The organism is Sinomicrobium pectinilyticum, from assembly GCF_003725735.1.
GTDB classification, from domain to species: domain Bacteria; phylum Bacteroidota; class Bacteroidia; order Flavobacteriales; family Flavobacteriaceae; genus Sinomicrobium; species Sinomicrobium pectinilyticum.
Genome location: NZ_RJTM01000068.1, coordinates 1 through 20,202, shown reverse-complemented (window position 1 = coordinate 20,202; position 20,202 = coordinate 1). Strand labels below are relative to the sequence as shown.

13 protein-coding genes are annotated in these 20,202 nt (G+C 45.0%); 8 read left to right on the top strand and 5 right to left on the bottom strand.

Going from position 1 to position 20,202, the window contains the following annotated elements; translation table 11 throughout:
* Window positions 1–156 precede the first annotated feature (156 nt).
* Window positions 157–4,263: a hybrid sensor histidine kinase/response regulator transcription factor gene (locus ED312_RS09390; protein WP_123215817.1), complete on the top strand. Its 4,107-nt coding sequence runs from the start codon at window positions 157–159 to the stop codon at window positions 4,261–4,263.
* An 84-nt stretch (window positions 4,264–4,347) separates the two neighbouring features.
* On the opposite strand, the gene ED312_RS09385 is transcribed toward ED312_RS09390, so the two are convergent.
* The 3 genes from ED312_RS09385 to ED312_RS09375 all read right to left on the bottom strand — a co-directional run bounded on the left by ED312_RS09385 (window position 4,348) and on the right by ED312_RS09375 (window position 7,946).
* Window positions 4,348–5,775, bottom strand: coding sequence for a phytoene desaturase family protein (locus tag ED312_RS09385; RefSeq protein WP_123215749.1), 1,428 nt, complete (start codon window positions 5,773–5,775; stop codon window positions 4,348–4,350).
* A 279-nt stretch (window positions 5,776–6,054) separates the two neighbouring features.
* Complete coding sequence (locus ED312_RS09380) at window positions 6,055–6,288, bottom strand: hypothetical protein (RefSeq protein ID WP_123215748.1); 234 nt, start codon at window positions 6,286–6,288, stop codon at window positions 6,055–6,057.
* The gene (locus tag ED312_RS09375) at window positions 6,288–7,946 is read right to left on the bottom strand and encodes a YeiH family protein (protein ID WP_123215747.1); all 1,659 of its coding nucleotides are present in this window, start codon (window positions 7,944–7,946) and stop codon (window positions 6,288–6,290) included. The genes ED312_RS09380 and ED312_RS09375 overlap by 1 nt, the downstream gene beginning before the upstream one ends.
* A gap of 309 nt (window positions 7,947–8,255) precedes the next feature.
* On the opposite strand from ED312_RS09375, the gene ED312_RS09370 reads away from it, so the two are divergent.
* The 7 genes from ED312_RS09370 to porY all read left to right on the top strand — a co-directional run bounded on the left by ED312_RS09370 (window position 8,256) and on the right by porY (window position 17,594).
* Entirely contained in the window at window positions 8,256–8,609 is a 354-nt protein-coding gene (locus tag ED312_RS09370; protein WP_240643072.1) for a hypothetical protein, read from the top strand.
* A 387-nt stretch (window positions 8,610–8,996) separates the two neighbouring features.
* The gene (locus ED312_RS09365) at window positions 8,997–9,428 is read left to right on the top strand and encodes a hypothetical protein (RefSeq protein WP_148044265.1); all 432 of its coding nucleotides are present in this window, start codon (window positions 8,997–8,999) and stop codon (window positions 9,426–9,428) included.
* A 182-nt stretch (window positions 9,429–9,610) separates the two neighbouring features.
* A complete protein-coding gene (locus tag ED312_RS09360) occupies window positions 9,611–10,693 on the top strand; it encodes an efflux RND transporter periplasmic adaptor subunit (protein WP_123215815.1) in 1,083 nt (360 codons plus the stop codon).
* A gap of 24 nt (window positions 10,694–10,717) precedes the next feature.
* On the top strand, window positions 10,718–13,960 hold the full coding sequence (locus ED312_RS09355; protein ID WP_123215745.1) for an efflux RND transporter permease subunit: 3,243 nt from the start codon (window positions 10,718–10,720) through the stop codon (window positions 13,958–13,960).
* Window positions 13,950–15,398, top strand: a complete 1,449-nt coding sequence (locus tag ED312_RS09350; RefSeq protein ID WP_123215744.1) for a TolC family protein — start codon at window positions 13,950–13,952, stop codon at window positions 15,396–15,398. The genes ED312_RS09355 and ED312_RS09350 overlap by 11 nt, the downstream gene beginning before the upstream one ends.
* Window positions 15,399–15,647: 249 nt before the next feature.
* Window positions 15,648–16,319 carry a response regulator transcription factor gene (locus ED312_RS09345; RefSeq protein ID WP_123215743.1) on the top strand — a complete coding sequence of 224 codons (672 nt, stop codon included), beginning with the start codon at window positions 15,648–15,650 and terminating at the stop codon, window positions 16,317–16,319.
* A gap of 3 nt (window positions 16,320–16,322) precedes the next feature.
* Window positions 16,323–17,594 carry a PorY family sensor histidine kinase gene (gene porY / locus ED312_RS09340; RefSeq protein ID WP_123215742.1) on the top strand — a complete coding sequence of 424 codons (1,272 nt, stop codon included), beginning with the start codon at window positions 16,323–16,325 and terminating at the stop codon, window positions 17,592–17,594.
* Window positions 17,595–17,727: 133 nt separating this feature from the next.
* Here the strand turns inward: porY and ED312_RS09335 are convergent, their stop codons facing one another.
* Both ED312_RS09335 and ED312_RS09330 read right to left on the bottom strand, forming a co-directional pair.
* Complete coding sequence (locus tag ED312_RS09335; RefSeq protein WP_123215741.1) at window positions 17,728–18,594, bottom strand: outer membrane beta-barrel protein; 867 nt, start codon at window positions 18,592–18,594, stop codon at window positions 17,728–17,730.
* Window positions 18,595–18,698: 104 nt separating this feature from the next.
* On the bottom strand, window positions 18,699–20,202 hold a 1,504-nt coding region (locus ED312_RS09330), incomplete at its 5' end, for an MBG domain-containing protein (protein WP_148044264.1).

Sequence of the window (20,202 nt, the reverse complement as noted above, 5' to 3'; positions counted from 1 at the left end):
AACTATATGGTATATAAGCAATATATTTTATAGTGTTCAGAGCGAGGTTCACAGAACCGGAAACGGATGTATTTTTTTATAACACTATCGTTTCGGGGGACGTGCAGAAATCCCAATATCAATACCGTGTTTTCGTTTAATTTCAGAGTAACCGTCATGATAAAGAACATTGCATTCAGGTATTTCAAATCATTAATCGCTTCCCCTCTTACCGGTCCGGTTTTGTTCGGAGCTGTAAGTTTCTTGTTTTTTATACCGGTGGCATGGGCCCAATCGGGGAAGTTATACTCTACGGATGCCGAGCTTTCGAGCAGCCTTATTAACCAGGTGTATCCGGATTCCAAGGGTTTTATCTGGATAGCCACTGAAGACGGGCTAAACCGTTATGACGGGGCTAAATTCAGAAAAATAAAACATGATGAAAAGGATACTTCCTCTATTTTAAACAATTATGTCCGCGTGATTTTCGAAGACAGTGAAAACCACCTGCTATTCGGTTTTTTCAACGGACTGCAAATGTATGACCACGATACACAATCCTTTACGGAGATCCCCATATACAACAGGGATAAAACGAGGTTGCAACCGCATATAACATCTATTACAGAACGGAAGAACGGGGATATTCTGATTGGTACTTCCGGTTTCGGGATCTTTCTGCTGAAAAAGGAAAACAATAGATACAGCGGTGTCCGCCTGGACCCGTTAATCCCTTCGGACTACATTAATAAACTTTTTGAAGATGATTCCGAAAATCTATGGATATTAACCCATGACCAGGGACTTTTCCTGATTTCCCCCGATAAAAAAGAACCGGACAATTTCTTTACTGCCCATACGGGGGAAGGAAATATCTCCAGCATTTGCCAGGCCAGAAACGGAGATATTTATGCCGGCAACCTCAATGAAGGACTTTTTAAATATGATAAAGCACACAAAACCTTCCGTCACGTAGCACAACAGGGACACAGCCGGCTACCGGTAAAAACTCTTTATGTAAGCAGGGAAAATGAGATTCTCGTGGGTACTGACGGGGAAGGCATTAAATTGTTTAATACCCGGAACCGGCAGATAAGCGACCTCAACCCCGGGGTAAATAAATTTGACTTCTCCAGGGCAAAGGTACACTCCATAACAAGAGACCTGTCGGGAAATCTTTGGCTGGGCATTTATCAGAAAGGAGTGATGCTGATCCCCTCCTCCTCCAATAATTTTAAATATATAGGTTATCAATCCGCTCAAAATAATGCTATTGGTTCCAATTGTGTCATGTCGGTATTCAAAGATCATCAGGGAATATTGTGGGTAGGGACGGATGGGGACGGGCTTTACGGTGTATCTGCGGATGGCAGACAGGTGGCGCATTTTGCCCCTCCGAACGCTCCTGCTACCATTATGTCGGTTTTCGAAGATTCGGAGCATAATTTATGGATAGGTTCCTATCTGAAAGGCATGGCAAAAGTAGACCGTAAAACTGGGAAATTTGATTACGTAGACCAGATTGTCGACGATCAGCTGCACAAAGTAGAGAGCATTTATGCCATAACGGAAGACAATGACAAAAATCTTTGGATAGGTTCTATGGGTGCAGGATTGTTTTCCCTTAACCTGCAAACCGGCAAAGTCACCAGGCATTGCCGAGGGTCCGGTAGCAATACGGACGACCGGCTGCACAATAAGTGGATAAACTGTTTGCTCTATACGGACGACAACCGGTTATATATCGGCACCTATGACGGGCTGAGTTTCCTCGACCTCAACACCATGTCCTTTACCACGGGCGAACATACCAACCATACACTCAGCAAAAATATTATTTATACGCTTTATAAAGACACTCAAAAAAACCTTTGGATAGGTACTTCCGAAGGTCTGTACCGCAAGTCCCCGAAGCCCGGCTACCTGAAAAAATTCACTAATGCCGATGGCTTGTCCAGCGACTTTATCTGTGCTGTCAAAGGAGATAAAAAAGGTGACCTATGGATAAGTACGCATTACGGCATATCCAAACTGAATACCCAAAAACAGCATTTTATCAATTATTACATTAATGATGGCCTTCAGGGAAATGAATTCAGCAAAGGAGCGGTCTATTCCGATAGTTCCGGAGAAATTATTTTCGGCGGGACCAATGGGGTAACCCTTTTTGATCCGGACTCCATTAAAGATGGCGGAAAAACACCCGATGTAAAAATTACGGCTTTTTACGTCCAGAACAAGGAAGTAAAAAAGGGAATGAAATCAGGGGACCACGATATTATCGATAAAAATATCACGGAATCCGATACCGTACGCCTTGCCCATCACGACAACACGTTCAGCATTGAATTCGCCACTGCCAATTTTACTTCTCCCGAAAAGATCACCTATTACTATTCGCTGAATAGGAACGATTGGGTAAGCCTGAGACAGGTGGGCAATAATATTACCTTTAACGACCTCGTCCCCGGAACTTATACGTTCCGGGTAAAAGCCAGGGAAAACAAGACCTTTTCCACACCCGAAACGATCACTATAATCATTTCTCCGCCGTGGTATGCTTCAGTAACAGCAAAAATATGCTATGTGGTGCTTATCATACTAATGGGTGTGCTGATCTACCACCAGATCCATCAGCGGTATAAAACCAGGCAAAAAATCCGGAAGCAGCAATATAACAATCAGATAAACGAAGCCAAACTACAGTTTTTTATTAATATTTCGCATGAAATAAAAACACCTATTTCACTAATTATCAATCCACTGAATAAACTTATCCGCTCAGATAACGATCCGGAACGGCAACGAAGCTACAAACTCATACAGCGGAATTCCGAACGTATCCTCCACCTTATCAACCAGCTGATAGATGTCAGGAAAATAGATAAAGGACAAATAACCCTGCAATTTCAAAAAACAGAGATCATCGGCTTTATTCATAAAGTATGTACCATTTTTGAAGACCAGATACAAACCAAGAACATCCATTTCGAATTCCGTCATAGCACGCCTTCGTTATACATGTACGCAGACCCTGCATATTTTGACAAGGTGATTCAGAATGTGCTCTCCAATGCCTTTAAATTTACCCCGGACAACGGTACTATCCTGCTGGCACTGGAAACTGTTAAATACAGCAACGGTGAAGACTATGCCAGGATAACCGTAAAAGACAACGGAAGAGGAATCAAACCGGCGGAAACAGAACGTATCTTTAACCGTTTTTACCAGAATCCGAATACAGATAAACCTACGGAGGGAACAGGGATAGGGCTTCATTTTACCCGCTCCATCGTGGGCCTTCATCACGGTACCATCCGGGCAGAAAACAACACGGATTCCGAAGGGGCTTCTTTTATCATAGATATCCCACTCGGAGCACATCATTTCGGAATGGGGCCTTCCTCACAACAGAACGTCTTGTCACAGGAGTACGAGCCTAAAAGAGAACCCTACATCACTAATTTTTATCCGGATACCGAAGACAGGCATGTACAGTCCAAAACCAAATACAATGTCCTCATCGTAGATGACGACGAGGATATCCGCAATTACCTTCATAAGGAACTGGCCCCTTTATACCATGTTGCGGAATGTTGTAACGGCAAACAGGCCATTGTCCGTATCCTGCAAAAAAATCCGGACCTCATTATCAGTGATGTTAAAATGCCCGAAATAGACGGGATTACACTTTGTAAAAGGATCAAGCAAAATGTCAATATCAACCACATACCGGTAATACTGCTCACTGCAAAAACCACGGTAAATGATAATATTGAAGGATTGGCAACCGGGGCCGATGCTTATCTCTCCAAACCCTTTAATATGGATATCCTTAAAAAGACGGTCCGTAACCTTATTAAAAACAGGGAATTGCTCAAAAACATATACAGCGGAAATCAGGTCAAAGAAGACTCCTCCTGCAAAATTGATATTAAATCGGCGGACGAAAAACTATTACAAAAAGTGACCCGGCTTATTAACGATAACATTAGTAACCCGGAACTCCAGGTGGAAATGATGGCATCGGAAATCGGTATCAGCCGCGTTCACCTGTTCCGGAAATTAAAAGAACTCACCAACCAGTCCCCCCGTGATTTTATCCGGAACATACGTCTGAAACAGGCCGGGGAACTTTTGATTTCGAAAAACCTGAGTATAACGGAAGTAGCGTATGCCACAGGTTTTTCTAATGTATCCAAATTCTCTTCCGGTTTTAAGGAATTTTACGGCGTAACCCCCACGGTGTACAGGGAGAAAGAACTGGAAGCTGCAGTTAAATAGGTGGTCCGGGACCGAAATGATTACTTCGTTTCATGCATATCTTCCGGAGGTGAAGTTTTGCGTTTTTATTGTAACGGAGCAGGGTTACCGTTGGAACCCCATATCTTTCAATACCCTCATGGCAGCATGATATCCGCACATTCCATGGACCCCTCCTCCGGGTGGTGTGGAAGAAGAACAGAGGTACAGGCCTTTTGCGGAAGTGCGGTATGGAGATTTCCTGAGCGCCGGACGGGTAAAAAGCTGACGGATATCAATAATCCCTCCGTTAATATCTCCTCCTATGTAATTAGGGTTGTACGCCTGCATAGCCCCGGTATTCATGGTATTCCGGGCGAGGATAAGGTCTTTGAACCCCGGCGCAAAACGCTCTACCTGCTCTTCAATAATGGCAGTACGGTCTTCTGCGGAACCATGAGGTACATGGCAGTAGGCCCATGCCGTATGTTTTCCTTTCGGCGCCCTGGTGGTGTCGAACAAACTTTGCTGAGCCAGCAGTACGAAAGGTTTATCTGCTAACCTCCCCTTCTCCGCCTCTTTTTCGGAATACACTATTTCTTCCATCGTATTCCCCAGGTGTACCGTACCTGCCTTCCTGCAAACTTCTGCCGTAAAAGGTATGGGACCATCGAGGGACCAGTCGATTTTAAATACCCCCATCCCGTAACGATAACGCCTGAGCTGCCATTTGTAGACCGAAGAAAATTTATGCCCGGCAATCTCCAGCAACTGGCGGGGAGTAACATCCAGAAGAACCGCACGGGCAGATGGTAACTGTTCTAACGACTCCACATGCAACCCGGTCCGGATGGTTCCGCCCAAAGAAGAAAAATAAGAGGCAAGGGCGGTGGCAATGCTCTGAGAGCCTCCCTTTGCTATGGGCCAGCCTCCCGTATGTCCGGACACGCAAAGTACGAGCCCTATGGCCGAAGTAGCCCAGTTGGTCAAAGGTTGCAGGGAATGGGCTGCCATACCGGCCCATAGTCCCCTGCCCTTCTCTGTCGTAAAACGGTTTGCAAACCTCGTAGCCGGTTGCAGGGCTTTCAATCCGAATTTCAGCATTTCCGCCGGATGTGAAGGTATGGACAGTGGTCCCAGCACATCCGGGGCTATTTTCTTCCAGTTTTTCTTAAACGGTCCGTACAGATCCAGGTATACCTCTTTGTCGGCACCTAATGAGCGTGCCGTCCGCTCCACCGAACGTTCCAGGTGGGCAGCCGAACCATCGTCAAAAGGATGTGCGCAATCCACTTCAGGCAGAATGTATTCCAGACCATGTTCGTGAAGCGGAAGCCCGGACAAATAAGGAGAGGCAATGGCAATGGGATGAACAGCAGAACAGACATCGTGCAGAAAGCCGGGCAGGGTCAGTTCCATCGTCCGCATTCCCCCTCCTACCGTATCTTTTCCTTCCACGAGCAAAACCTCCAGGCCTTCGGACTGAAGTTTTATTGCGGCAGCAAGACCATTAGGTCCCGATCCTACCACTATGGCGTCGTATTCCGTTTGCATTTTATCCGGCAGTTACCTTTTATCTTTTACATCCCTTACATATACGAATATCCGAAAATTATTTTGTTTATGTTTTCTCCGGGGCAAAGGCGTCGTAAAACCTGAGATTAATGGAAAGACTTTAGCCCTGGTTCACGGATAATAAGGGAATTCTTTATAAATTATTCGTGAATTCGTGGCAAAATAAATTTTCAGTGTACTCACCAAAATATTTCCACCTGTATATCCCATCGATTCACCACTCCAAAATTAAAAAACACAGGAAAGCTTTTTTGAATTTCAAGGTGCGTTTACCTCTTCCATTTTTCTGACTTTATCCCGCAGGCAGCGTGCCGCATCACTGGTGTGTTTCTCCTCGGAATAGAACAATGCGTTCATATCCACATCTGTCTTTTCCGCACAATCCCGGAACCTTTCATAACCGGGCAGGTTACGGTGGACACAGAGCAGGGCCAACTGCACGAGCAGAATAGCAATAACGACAGCAATCAGTTTTACTATTTTATTCTTCATTACAGGTTTGCTGTGATTTCCGGAAATATGATATAAAACATGAGATATGCCATTCCCAGGGTAAGCAACAGGTTAAAAAGCTGGCCACAAGCATAAAGGATCAGGGGTTTTCCCCCGCTAAAATGGGATTTCAGTTCCTTAAAATTAACAGAAAGACCAATACTGACAAAGGCCAGACAAAACAACCATCCCCTGATGTTCTTGGTGAATCCCCGTATAAGGCCACGGTCTATGAGTGCTTCTCCAAGGGTTGTACCGCTCCAGTAATACAGAAGGGAAATAAGCACGGATGCACCTACGAAACCGAGAATAAATTTCGGGAAACGCAACCAAAGCTCATTAGCCGTCACTTTCGTCCCTGGGGTATCTTTGGTTTTGAGTGCAAAATAATATGCTACGAAAAAAGCGATCAATCCGATAAGCATATTCTGGATCATCTTTATGGTGGCCGCCACCTGCAAAGCAGTTTCTCCCAGAAATGCCCCCGCCGCTACCACCGCGCCTGTAGCGTCTATAGTACCTCCTATCCAGGCACCGCCAAGTACTTCGGGCATTCCTGTCATATTGATAAAGGCCGGTAAAAGCACCATCATTACAGAAGTAAACACCATGGAAAGACCTACGGCAAGGGTAAGTTCTTCTTTACTGGCCTTAGATGCCGCTGCCGTGGCAATAGCAGCGGATACGCCGCAGACTGACATATCCGCACTAATGGTTATGTTAAGAGATTTACTGGCAATCTTCAATACTTTCTGTCCAAACCAGTATGTAAGCACCAGTACCACCGGGGTAACCACCCAGGCGACAAATATACCCGGAAGGCCAATGGAAAGTATTTTGCCAAAAAGAATTTCCGCTCCGAGCAATACCAGTCCCGTTTTAATATAAAATTCCGTTTTAACCGCGGGAAGTAACCACGATGGCGTTCCCACCGTATTGGAAATAAGCATGCCCAGAACAATTCCCCATATAGGATACCCGAACCCCATAGAGCTCACCTCCGCCTGTTTGCCTAAAATAAAGGAAATCAAAGCCAGGGCAAAAACTCCGAGAAAACCTGTGAAAAACGATCGGAAACCATATCCCATATAATATCCTCCCACGGAAAACAAAAGCCCCAATATCAAAGCTAATAAAGGCAATGTCCACAATAAATTATAAGACGAACTGTTTTTTCGTATTTTATCTAGCGCTTTACCGGCTTCATACCATGTTGCCGCGGCCTCACCGGCATCATGTGCGGCTTGAGAACCGGACGCTCCCTGACGAATAAACTGACGATGAAGGGTAAGAGCTTCTTCTTCCAGCCCGGAAAGCTTATTCTCTGCTCTCGCGATTGCAGTTTTATCAAGGGCCTGCTCTTTATACAACGATTTTACAGGATTATACTCCCATTTGACAGGGCTTCGCAACAGTTTATGTATAATGTCGCCTGCCGGTGTACCTGATGATGATAAAGCGGATTTTCTTTCCGAAACCTGGTACCATTTCACCGTTTTATAAGGAAATGATTCCTGCTTTAATTCTTCCAGAAGCAACTTATTCTCCTGCTTTATTCCGGAGTAGGGACTTATAAAAAAGACGACAAGTCCGGTGAGTATTAGAAAAAAGCCTATGATTATGGCCCAGGTATCTTCATTTTTCAAAGCGCGTCCCATGTAAATTATAGTATGATCGGTTAAGTCAACAAACCGGCAAATTAATAAAAATCACCTATATGCCCTACACCTATGGGAAAATAGATAGGTGCTCTCCCTTCCTGTTGCCATCGGGCTTATCCGAAAAACCGTAATTACTATTATCGACGGACATTAATAAATTTGTATATCAAAGCAATATAAATACAAAAGTGTATATTTTTTATACAAATAATATCTCCATATGTGGAATTACACACGATCTCAATAATTCCAAATATTCAAAAACCACTGAAAAACAATCTATTACATAAACCCTAATGATATGGCATGAAAATTTCAATATACTCATCACAAGTATATAAGTTTAACAAAAAACATAAAATCATGAAAAATTTATTTTTAGCAGCAGCATTAGTTTTAGGAGGATTTGCTACCCAGGCAGCAACTACCATAGATGCTAACGAGAACCTGGTAATCACAGTTAACCAGGAAGAATTTACAGAAATTTCTGCAGATGAAGTTCCTGCTGCAATTACAGAGGCTTTAGAGAGAGATTATGCCGGAGCTACTATAGACAAAGCATCTGTAAACGAAGCTAAAGAATACAAACTGGAAGTCACCATCGGTGAAGAATCCACTGTTCTTTATGCTAACGAAAACGGAGAATGGATCCAGAAATAATGGAATAACATTCTTCAATTAAAAAAGTATTTTTAGTAAAGAGACTGCAATAACCATTGTGGTCTCTTTACTTTTAATATGGCCCCATAAAACAGTGGACATTTTTACCGTAAATTTCCTTAGTCCGTAAAAGCATGACTTCTCTTTTACAAGTTTATATCCATAAAACTTACGTAAATTACCCTATCGCCCCTCTTTTTCAGGGGGTAACATGCATAATAATAAGGAAAAGCACGTTTCTTCCCTTAAAAACATCGGAAAATTGGAAGAAAAAACTCCAATAAATTCAAAAAATCCCTTTTTAAAATAAGCTTTACGAAAATCTAACATTATTTAACGAAGAACCTCTTGTCTGGCTAATTAACTTTCTTTAGTTTTGACGCCGATATGAAATTAGTAATTCGGTTTTTTATATCGTTGAGCGTTTTTCTTTTGAGCGGATATAATCTGCTTCACGCTCATATAGATCGGGATATTGCTTCATGCATAGCCTCGGTCTCCGACATGGAGAGTTACGAGTTTGCCGGTTTTGATGCCATACAGGACAAGCCGGACTTCGTTATCCGCTCTGCTTCCCTCGACAGGGAACAACGAGGCCACGAAACCGAAGAAAGAAATATCGAAGAAGAATACAACGAGTTAATCTCATTTAAAAAACATCCGGGGAGCAGCAATACAAATATTACTGCTCTTTTTTATGCTCTTATTTTTGGCAATTTCCTCTACCACGCCAGAAAACGCTTATTTTTCTCCAAGCAATTTTTCCTTTTTTTATCATTAACACCTCTATATATCCGTTTCCGCGTATTCCGGATATGATTTATCTTTCAGCAGGCATGCCTGAATAAAGGTTTTCTCCTGCACTCCCTTTGTATTTTTTTTGGTACGGAAATATTCTGCAGCAATTTTTTGCCGTAAGGAACCACGTATTCTCCCGTGCCATTGCCATACATATTACTAAAATCTTCTACCAAACCGCATTATTAAAAATTAAAGTTATGATGAGGAAAATTCTCATGCTTACTGGCTTGTGTGCCCTGCTTTGCCACACAAGTTGCAACACTGAAAAAGAAAAAAAAGGAGAGGGTACGAAATATCTTGCCACAACTCCTATAAGGAAGGACACCCTGATTACCAAAGACTATGTGGCGCAGGTACATTCCATACAACACATAGAACTGAGAGCCCAGGAAAGGGGCTATCTGCAAAACATTTATGTAGACGAAGGACAATTTGTTAAAAAGGGACAATTGCTGTTTCGCATTATGCCCAACCTTTATCAGGCCGAACTGCAAAAAGCCGAGGCTGAGGCCGAATTTGCGGAAATCGAATACCAGAACACCAAGAAGCTGGCAGACAGCGACGTAGTAGCCCCCAATGAGCTGGCCATGGCCAAAGCAAGGCTGAACAAAGCTAAAGCCGAAATGGAACTTTCGAGAGTGCATCTGCAGTTTACCGAAATCCGGGCTCCTTTTGACGGGATTATCGACCGCTTCCACGTAAGGCTGGGCAGTTACCTCGAAGAAGGAGAGCTACTCACCGAATTGTCTGACAACAGTAAAGTATGGGTGTATTATAATGTTACCGAAGCCGAATACCTGGATTATATGTCGAAAGCCGAAGAAGATAACCAGACGGCGGTTAACCTCCTGATGGCAAACAACCGGCTTTTCGAACAACCGGGAGTAGTAGAAACCATAGAGGCCGACTTTGACAACGAAACCGGGAATATCCCTTTCCGGGCCACTTTCCCCAATCCCAAGAGACTTTTAAGACATGGTGAAACCGGGAGCATTCTTATGGAAGTCCCCTTAAAGGATGTATTGATCATACCCCAAAAAGCAACCTTTGAGGTTCTGAGTAAAAAATTTGTTTTTGTCATCGATAAAGATGGCCGTGTCAGGCAAAGGGAGATTTCCATAAAAGCAGAATTACCGCATTTATTCATTGTAGATGGAGGGTTGTCCGTAAACGACAAAATATTACTCGAGGGCATCCGGATGGTGAAGGACGGTGAAAAGATCGCTTATGAAGTTGAAAAACCGAAAGAAGTGATAGCGAACCTGGACATGTATGCAGAGTAATTCAAACCTATAAAACAGCGTAAAATGTTTGCTAAATTTATAAAGAGACCCGTACTGGCTATTGTCATATCGGTAATCATAGTTTTTGTCGGTTTACTGGCCATCAAACAACTGCCTATATCGCAGTTTCCGCAAATTGCCCCTACCACCGTCAATATTTTCATAGCATATCCAGGGGCCAGCGCAGATGTATTGGTAAAATCCACGCTCATTCCTTTGGAAACATCCATAAACGGTGTCCAGGGCATGCGCTATATAGCTTCGGATGCTACCAGTGCGGGTGAAGGTACCCTGCGTATTATTTTCGAACCGGGTACTGATCCCAACCAGGCCGTAGTCCGGGTTAAGACCCGGGTCGACCAGGTAATGCCATTGCTGCCGGAGCTCGTACAACGGGAAGGGGTTATCATCACTCCCGTGCAGCCCAGTATGCTTATGTATGTGAATTTATACAGTAAAGAAAAAAACAGCGATGAAAAATTTCTTTACAACTATGCATACACAAAAATTATCCCGGAAATACAACGTATAAACGGTATCGCCAGTGCAAAAATACTCGGTAGCCGGAAATACGCAATGCGGGTCTGGCTGAAACCCGATCGTATGAGGGCCTATAAAGTTTCCGCCGAAGAGGTCCTGGAAGCCATGGATGAGCAGAGCATAATTGCACGTCCGGGGCGACTGGGAAGAAGTTCCGGTAAGAAAACCCAGTCACTGGAATATGTATTGGTATACCAGGGAAGGTACAACGAACCCGAAGATTATAAGAATATCATCATCCGGGCCAAAGAAAACGGAGAGATATTAAAACTCAGGGATGTAGCCGATGTAGAACTGGGGAGTGAATTTTTTGACATTTATTCCAACCTGGACGGTAACCCGTCGGCCTCTATTGTGCTGAAACAGACCTTCGGAAGTAACGGTAGTGACGTTATCGATGCGGTTAAGGAAAAACTTAAAGAACTCGAAGAAGATTTTCCTCCTGGAATAGATTACAAAATAGGTTATGACGTCTCCAACTTTCTCGACGCTTCCATTGAACAGGTATTGCATACGCTCCGGGATGCCTTTATATTGGTGGCTATTGTGGTTTTCCTGTTTTTGGGAGACTGGCGTTCTACCATAATCCCCATCATTGCCGTGCCCGTATCCCTAATAGGTACGTTCTTTATTATGCAGTTGTTCGGGCTTTCCATAAACCTCATCACGCTCTTTGCACTTGTATTGGCCATTGGTATCGTAGTGGATGATGCCATTGTGGTCGTAGAGGCTGTTCACGAGAAAATGGAAAAGGAACACCTCTCGCCTTACAAGGCATCTTATGCCGTATTGGGAGAAATAGGCGGAGCCATTCTGGCCATTACGCTGGTTATGGTGTCTGTGTTTATTCCGATTTCGTTTATGACCGGGCCTGTCGGAGTATTTTACCGGCAATTCTCTATCACTATGGCCGGTTCCATTATACTATCCGCGATTGTTGCGCTGACACTTACCCCGGTATTATGTGCCATGTTATTGAAAAACAACCACGGAAAAACCAGGAAAAAATCGCCTGTAGACCGGTTTATAGACTGGTTTAACCGCAAATTCGATACGCTGACGGGAAAATATGTAGGCATCCTGAAATTAATTGTGAACCGGAGGGTAATGACCTTTGGTATATTAATAGCCTTTTGCGCCGGTATCTTTCTGACAAACCAGGTATTACCGGCAGGTTTTATTCCGAATGAAGACCAGGGAATGATCTATGCTATTATACAGACACCCCCCGGGTCTACATTGGAACGTACCAACGAGGTTGCCAGGAAACTGCAAAAAATATGTGAAGAAATGGATGGTGTGGAATCTGTTTCTTCCCTGGCCGGATATGAAATCATGACCGAAGGACGGGGTTCTAATGCAGGTACCTGTCTCATTAACCTGAAACCCTGGTCAGAGCGCCATCACAGTGTCCATGAGATCATGGAAGAACTGGAAGAAGAAACTCAGGACCTCGGGGCTATCATAGAATACTTCGAACCCCCTGCCGTTCCCGGATTTGGTTCTTCAGGAGGTTTCTCCCTGCGCCTGTTGGATAAAACAAACAGTACGGATTTTCAGGAGTTCGAAAAAGTGAATGACAATTTTATGGACGCCTTGAGAAAACGTAAGGAAATAACAGGACTCTTTACCTTTTTTGCTGCTAATTATCCGCAGTATGAGCTAAAGATCAATAACAAAGCAGCCATGCAGAAAGGCGTTTCTATCGGAAAAGCCATGGAAAACCTGAATATCCTTATCGGTAGTACCTACGAGCAGGGATTCATTAAATATGGCAGGTTCTTTAAGGTGTATACCCAGGCAGCCCCGGAATACAGGAGAATGCCTTCGGACCTGGAAAAATTCTATGTTAAAAACGAGGAAGGGGAAATGGTGCCTTATTCGGCTTTTATGACCATGGAAAAGAGGTTGGGCCCTAATGAAATTACCCGGTATAACCTTTATAATTCGGCAGCCATAAGAGGGCTTCCGGCAGCCGGGTACACTTCCGGAGATGCCATAAGTGCCATAAATGAGGTTGCCTCACAAACATTGCCCCGGGGATATGACATTGCATGGGAAGGCCTTTCCTATGACGAAGCATCCCGCGGAAGCGAATCTATCTACATTTTCGCCATTGTACTTGTTTTTGTATATCTGGTTTTGGCTGCCCAGTATGAAAGTCTCATGTTACCTCTTGCCGTTATCCTTTCACTGCCCATAGGTATTTTCGGTTCTTTCTTATTATTAAAAATGATGGGGCTTGCCAATGACGTATATGCACAGATAGGTATTATTATGCTGGTCGGTCTTTTAGGAAAGAATGCCGTACTGATCGTAGAATTTGCCGTTCAGAAACGGGCGCAAGGAGCCTCCATTACCGAAGCAGCCATTGAAGGCGCCCGGGTAAGGTTCAGGCCTATTTTGATGACCTCATTTGCATTTATCGCCGGTCTGATCCCACTGGTCATTGCAACGGGAGCAGGGGCCATAGGGAATAAGACCATAGGTGGTTCTGCCATGGGAGGAATGCTTCTCGGTACTACGCTCGGGGTGCTGGTAATTCCGGGGTTATACTACATTTTTGCGAAGTTATCCGACGGAAAGCAACTTATCCGGGACGAAGATACGGAGCCTGTTTCTGAAGAACTTATGCGTATAAGTGAAGGAAAAAGCAAATTACAGGACAAGATCCGCAAAATGAACAAGCTCTTGACAAAATTAATGAAAAGATCAGATGATGAATAAGACAAATATAGTACACTATGGCAAAGCGTCTCTGGTTGGGATTTTTGCATTGGCTACACTTTACTCCTGTGCCCCCTCTTTAGAAACCGTGCAGGAAGATACGACGGTCCCGGCCCGGTATGCAGATCAATCAGGAGACAGTTTAAATTCGGCTCGGATAAAATGGAAGGAGTATTTTATTGACCCTCATCTCGATACCCTTATCAGCGAGGCCCTGCAAAACAACCAGGAACTGAACATCACACTTCAGGAACTGGAAATAGCCAGAAACGAGGTAAGGGCCCGAAAAGGGGAATACCTGCCTTTCATCGGTCTCAAAGGAGGAGCCGCAGTTGACAAGAAAGCCAGGTACACAAGCCTTGGCGCCAGTGAAGCCACTACCGATATCAAACCCGGAAGGGAAATGCCGGAACCTTTACAGGATTACCTGGTGGGGGCTTATGCTTCATGGGAGGTAGATATCTGGGGAAAGCTGCACAATGCCAAAAAAGCTGCAGTAAGCAGGTACCTCTCTACGATGGAAGGTAAAAATTTCGTGATCACCAATCTCATCGCGGAAATTGCCAACTCCTATTACGAGTTACTGGCCCTGGACAACCAGCTGGATATCGTTAAACAGAATATCGATATTCAGACCAATGCACTCAAGATCGTAAGGCTTCAAAAAGAAGCGGCACGGGTCAATGAACTGGCAGTACGTAAATTCGAAGCAGAGGTACTGCATACCAGGAGCCTGCAATTTGATATACAGCAAAAGATCACCGAAACGGAAAACAGGATCAATTTTCTCGTGGGCCGGTACCCCCAGCCTATAGAAAGGGATTCCGAAGCGTTTAGTGACCTCATACCCGAACAGGTACATTCGGGGTTACCATCGCAACTGCTGGAAAACCGGCCGGATATCAAACAGGCCGAACTGGAACTCATGGCCTCCAAACTGGATGTAAAGGTTGCCAAAGCCCGGTTTTATCCCTCCCTGGGTATCTCGGCAGGTATAGGCTACCAGGCCTTTAACCCCAAATACCTGCTCCGTACCCCGGAGTCCCTGCTCTATAGCGTAGCCGGAGATCTTACGGCTCCCCTGATTAACAGGAACGAGATCAAGGCTACCTATTACAGCGCCAATGCCAGGCAGATACAGGCCGTCTATAATTATGAACGTACTATCCTCAATGCTTATATAGAAGTAGCTAACCAGCTGGCCAGGATCAGCAACCTGGAAAAAAGCTACGATCTGAAATCCAAAGAGGTAGATGCTCTTATCAAGTCTATAGATATTTCCAATATCCTTTTCAGGTCTGCAAGGGCCGATTATATGGAAGTCCTGCTGACCCAAAGGGATGCCCTGGAATCGAGATTTGAACTGGTAGAGACCAAAATGCAGCAAATGAACGCCATGGTGAATATGTACCGTGCGCTTGGTGGAGGCTGGGACTAGGAGTAAATAACGTACCCACTATTTTTAGCTGTGGGGACCGGACGGGATGGGGTAATGTTATTGAACTCGTCTTGAGTTATTATAATTTGCTGCAAGCCCCAATGAGACCGGCCCTATTTTCAGAAGCCTTCGGAACTGCCATCCCGAAGGCTTTTGCTTATAAAGGGTAGTTGATAAACAGGTGCTATTCCCAAATCATTCCTAATTTACACTATACTTTTACCCATATAATTTAAGTAATTTAGCATTATGAAGATCCTCATTGTAGAAGACGAGCACGACCTCATAAAGGTCATGAAAGAATCCCTCGAAAAGGAGACCTACCTTGTAGAGACCGCGACCGACTTCCGTAGTGCGCTTGACAAGATCATTTCTTTTGCCTATGACTGTATATTACTTGATATTATGCTCCCCGGCGGAAGCGGGCTGGAATTGCTCTCGGAGATCAAAAAACTGAAAAAACAGGAAGCCGTTATCATTATCTCGGCAAAAGATGCCGTAGACGATAAGGTCCTGGGACTGGAACTGGGGGCCGATGATTACCTGGCCAAACCTTTTCACCTGGCCGAGTTAAATGCCCGGGTAAAATCGGCCATCCGGAGGAGAAACCAGAACGGGGAACAACACATCGGCTGGCGCAATATTACCATAGACCCGGAAAACAGGACGGTACAGGTAGATAAATACGAGCTGGTACTCAACCGGAAGGAGTTCGACCTGCTCTATTATTTCGTTACCAATCCGCAGCGGCTTATTACCAAAACTTCTATTGCCGAGTATGTCTGGGGAGATCATACGGACCAGGCAGACAGCCTGGATTTTGTGTATTCCCAAATAAAAAACCTCCGGAAAAAGCTGAACAATGCCGGTGCCGATGCCGATATACAGGCAGTATACGGCGTCGGGTATAAAATTATATAAACCATGCAGAAACGCTCCCTTAAGAATTATACGCTGCGCTACCTGGTCATTGCCATCCTGGGCATTATTGCGCTCTGGGCCGCGTTGTTCTATATGTATATCATTGAGGAAGTATATGATAATATAGATGACGGGCTGAAAGACAGCAGGCTGCGCATTATGCGCGAAGCCGAGGGAAATCCTGAAATACTCCGGACCCGCGAATACGACATTGCCCGCTTTAAAATAACCCCGCTCCCCCCCGGCGATTACTCCCGGAAGTCGCATATTTACAATTCCAAAATGTATATGCCCTACGATGACGATGACGAACCGGTAAGGGTATTACAAACCATTTTTTCCTCCGGAGGGCAGGAATATCAACTGGAAATCTATACTTCCACGGTAGAAGAGGATGAACTTCTGGAAGACCTTCTCACGGCCCTGGTAGTACTGTATATAGCCCTGGTGGTAAGTATTATCCTCATCAATCACTTTATCCTCAGAAAGGCCTGGATGCCTTTTTACCGCCTTATGGAACAATTGAGAAATTATAAAATAGGCGGGCGCACAAGCCTGGAACCCGTAGCAGCCAATGTAAGGGAGTTCGATGAATTGTACGGCGAAATATCTGCGATGGTCGCGAGGAATGAAGCTGTTTACACCCAGCAGAAGCAGTTTATAGAAAATGCTTCCCACGAATTGCAGACTCCCCTGGCCATTGCCATCAACAAACTGGAACTGTTAATGGGCAGGGACGGCCTTTCGGAGCAGAACCTGGTGCAGATAGACGAAGTAAACCGCACCCTACAGCGTCTTAAAAGGTTAAACCGTTCTTTGCTCATGCTATCGAGGATAGAAAACAGGCAGTTCCGGCCCTCCGAAAGTATTATTCTCAACGAACTCGTACATCAATCGCTGACGGACCTGGAAGTTTTGAGCAAGTACAAAAAGACGGTGATTACCATAGATGAAAAAGGGGATTTTATTGCGGAGATGAACCGGGACCTGGCCACTGTTCTCATCAACAACCTGCTGAAGAATGCCATCGTACACAACGCTGCGGGCGGTATACTGGACATTCACATTTCGGAAAGAGAGATTGTCATTTCCAATTCCGGAAAGACCTCCCTGAACCCGGAACAGATCTTTGAGCGTTTTTATAAAGACGAGCAAAGCGAGAATTCTACAGGATTGGGCCTGGCCATCGTCAAATCCATTATCCGCCTCTACCCTGCCCTTTCCATTGACTATCGTTTTGAGGAAAGGCATTGTTTTGTGCTTCGGAAACAATGATCCAATGAAGCAAGTTTCACTCCCCGTTTTGCCAGCAGGCTTTACGGCGTATTCCCGGGTGTGCTGTGCAGTTTTTTGCATAGCCGGTGAAAATATGCCCCGGTTTCTTCATATGAAAGACTGCTCATTTGTCTTACCAGGAAAACGCATACCGAAGCTTTAGCCCGAAACCTATGGCCCGTAGTTTATCCCCGGACGATGTATTGGAAGAAGTAGTGAGCGAGCTGATATCAAAATCCGACGGGTTGTCCGGTTGATAGGTCAGTACGGATGGGGCCGTTTCTCCTTCGGCCAGGTCATTAAGCCCGTAATTCAGGTATATACCCAGGTACATGGCATTGCTGTCATTGAGTATTTGCCTGATCCCCGTTTCCAGCTTTAACGTATAGGAGTTTTTAAGTTCCAGGTCGCGGGAAGCTATGTGCCCGCTGCCGTAATCACCAAACCCCATAAATTCCGGGGCATGCAATTCTGCATCCCACTGCGGATAATAGCCGCTGGTGCTCAAATGCCCGTAGTCCGAAGAATAGCTTGCATCAACAACAAAACCCACACCAACTCCTGCAGCGGCATAAAACTGCGTGTACATTCCCCGGCTGGTATATTGCAGCATCAGCGGGACTTCCACAAAATAAGCCTTTTGTTTTTCTTTATATCCGGAAAACGTATACCGGAATTCAAAATCGTCTCCTTCCATGTCCGTGGTTTCATAGGCGTCTCCAAAACGCTCATAACGCCATGCCGAACGATATAGTTGTAGTTCCGCATTTACCAACAGGCTCCAGTTCTCATTAAATGCATAGCCATAGCCTATACCAAAACTTCCCCCGTTACGGGATTGGTATTCTCCTCCTTCCCCGGCATCGGATCTCAGGGACTGGAACGGACCGGAGATATAAACAGATAGTTCATTATTATTTTGAGCCGTACATGGCATAATGGCAAAAGCCATGGTCAGAACCACAATTGCCGAATGTATAAAAACTGTAGTATTTTTCATTGCAACGTTTGTTATTGTTTATAAAGAGACGCCCCGGAATTGCGTGCCGGTTAACACCTGATATTTCTTAAATATCTTTTTCCGGGCGTCTCCACGAGGTCATACTATTTTACGATAATCTTAAAGGTCTTTTTTCTTTGGTTTGTCCGGCAGCTTACCAGATAAACTCCCGGTATACGGGGAAGGGAAACGGCCGTTTCTTTCTCCCTCCCCGTTGTGCGCAGTACTTCCCTTCCGTTCTGGTTATATACGTTGATAGTAAGGTGGGAAAGCTCTTCTTCCGGTAAATCTGCCAGAATATGCAAAAGTTCACCGGAAAGGACCGGGTTGGGATAAGCCTTCATATCCAGGGAGGCTTCCAGCATAATCTCTCCTCCGCATGTGGTCAATACATCGCCTGTATCCGTAGTCATACGCACGCTATAGCGGGCTGTCGGGTCCAGCAGGTCCTCTTTATTGTTCCCGGCAGAATAGTATTGCCCGGTACCTATGGATTTCCCGTTTTTAAACCACTCAAATTTCACAAATTTATAGCCCCCGTTAGTTGCCGGGTTGTTATTGACCAAAAGGACATTGTTGAACTTCTGTTCTACGATATCATCAAAGTTAAACCTGCGCTCTACCGTAACCAGGTATGTCCGGGTCTGTTCCCCGTTTTGCGAAGTCACGGTTACTTCCCGGCGATAAAGGCCCGCTTCGGGAGTATCTATTACAAAGGTCGGGCCGGGGTCTACGGTTGCATTAGGATCGGCCGTATGTATTTGTACTTCGGCCTGTGGAGCAAAATTATCACAATCCATAATGTAATATGTCTCCTGGCCGGGGTTGTCATAAACCGTACCGTTAATTTCCAGCGTGCTTACGAATGCGTTGGAACTGTTAATGTGTAATATCCTGGTCACGGCATCTGCCGGCAAATAATTAGTATTGCCTTCCTGATGTGCGGTAATCTCCACTTCCCCGGAACTCAACAGGCTTACCATTCCGTCCGGACTTATCACGGCAGGAGGGTCGGCAGACAGGTAAGTATAGGTATAACTCACCGGCAGGCCGGAACTTGCCGTAGCCTCCAGTTGAAAATCCGGGTCGTTCTCCAGGTCCTTGTCCGCAATCGGGGCAAAGTCGATTACCTGGGAGGCTTTTTCTACAGTAAGTACGGCGGTCAGTACCAGGGTCTCGTAGTTCGCTCCGGTAACGGTAGCCGTAACTTCCTGCATTCCCGCATCGGTACGGCCGTTATTTTCATAGCTGACGGACGCGCCTTCGGGCAAGGTGCCTGTAATGGCCAGTTGGTGCAGGGTACCATCGTATACAAAAACCGCATCGTGGAAGGTAATATTGTTTACAGGAGCCTTGCTGATCTTCAGTGTTGCACTTACAAAAGTCAGCATATAATTGGCATTCAGGGCCAACGTCCCCAGGTTTATGGTATACGTTCCTGCTTCTTCTCCCGCCTCGCGTACCAATGTTCCGCTGAAGCTGTCACCGGTTACCAGTTCCGGCGTATAAGTATATGTCAGTTCCGGGTCGGTTGCCCCGTAAACTTTTTCTTTATCGTCAGCTGTTACCGTAATGGCAAGAGGTGTTATTTCCAGATCGGCAGTCAGT

Excerpts from the sequence above, each read along its gene's own strand:
- ED312_RS09390 (WP_123215817.1), top strand. The coding sequence starts at position 157 with ATGATAAAGAACATTGCATTCAGGTATTTCAAATCATTAATCGCTTCC.
- ED312_RS09385 (WP_123215749.1), bottom strand. The coding sequence starts at position 5,775 with ATGCAAACGGAATACGACGCCATAGTGGTAGGATCGGGACCTAATGGT.
- ED312_RS09380 (WP_123215748.1), bottom strand. The coding sequence starts at position 6,288 with ATGAAGAATAAAATAGTAAAACTGATTGCTGTCGTTATTGCTATTCTG.
- ED312_RS09375 (WP_123215747.1), bottom strand. The coding sequence starts at position 7,946 with ATGGGACGCGCTTTGAAAAATGAAGATACCTGGGCCATAATCATAGGC.
- ED312_RS09370 (WP_240643072.1), top strand. The coding sequence starts at position 8,256 with ATGAAAATTTCAATATACTCATCACAAGTATATAAGTTTAACAAAAAA.
- ED312_RS09365 (WP_148044265.1), top strand. The coding sequence starts at position 8,997 with ATGAAATTAGTAATTCGGTTTTTTATATCGTTGAGCGTTTTTCTTTTG.
- ED312_RS09360 (WP_123215815.1), top strand. The coding sequence starts at position 9,611 with ATGAGGAAAATTCTCATGCTTACTGGCTTGTGTGCCCTGCTTTGCCAC.
- ED312_RS09355 (WP_123215745.1), top strand. The coding sequence starts at position 10,718 with ATGTTTGCTAAATTTATAAAGAGACCCGTACTGGCTATTGTCATATCG.
- ED312_RS09350 (WP_123215744.1), top strand. The coding sequence starts at position 13,950 with ATGATGAATAAGACAAATATAGTACACTATGGCAAAGCGTCTCTGGTT.
- ED312_RS09345 (WP_123215743.1), top strand. The coding sequence starts at position 15,648 with ATGAAGATCCTCATTGTAGAAGACGAGCACGACCTCATAAAGGTCATG.
- porY (WP_123215742.1), top strand. The coding sequence starts at position 16,323 with ATGCAGAAACGCTCCCTTAAGAATTATACGCTGCGCTACCTGGTCATT.
- ED312_RS09335 (WP_123215741.1), bottom strand. The coding sequence starts at position 18,594 with ATGAAAAATACTACAGTTTTTATACATTCGGCAATTGTGGTTCTGACC.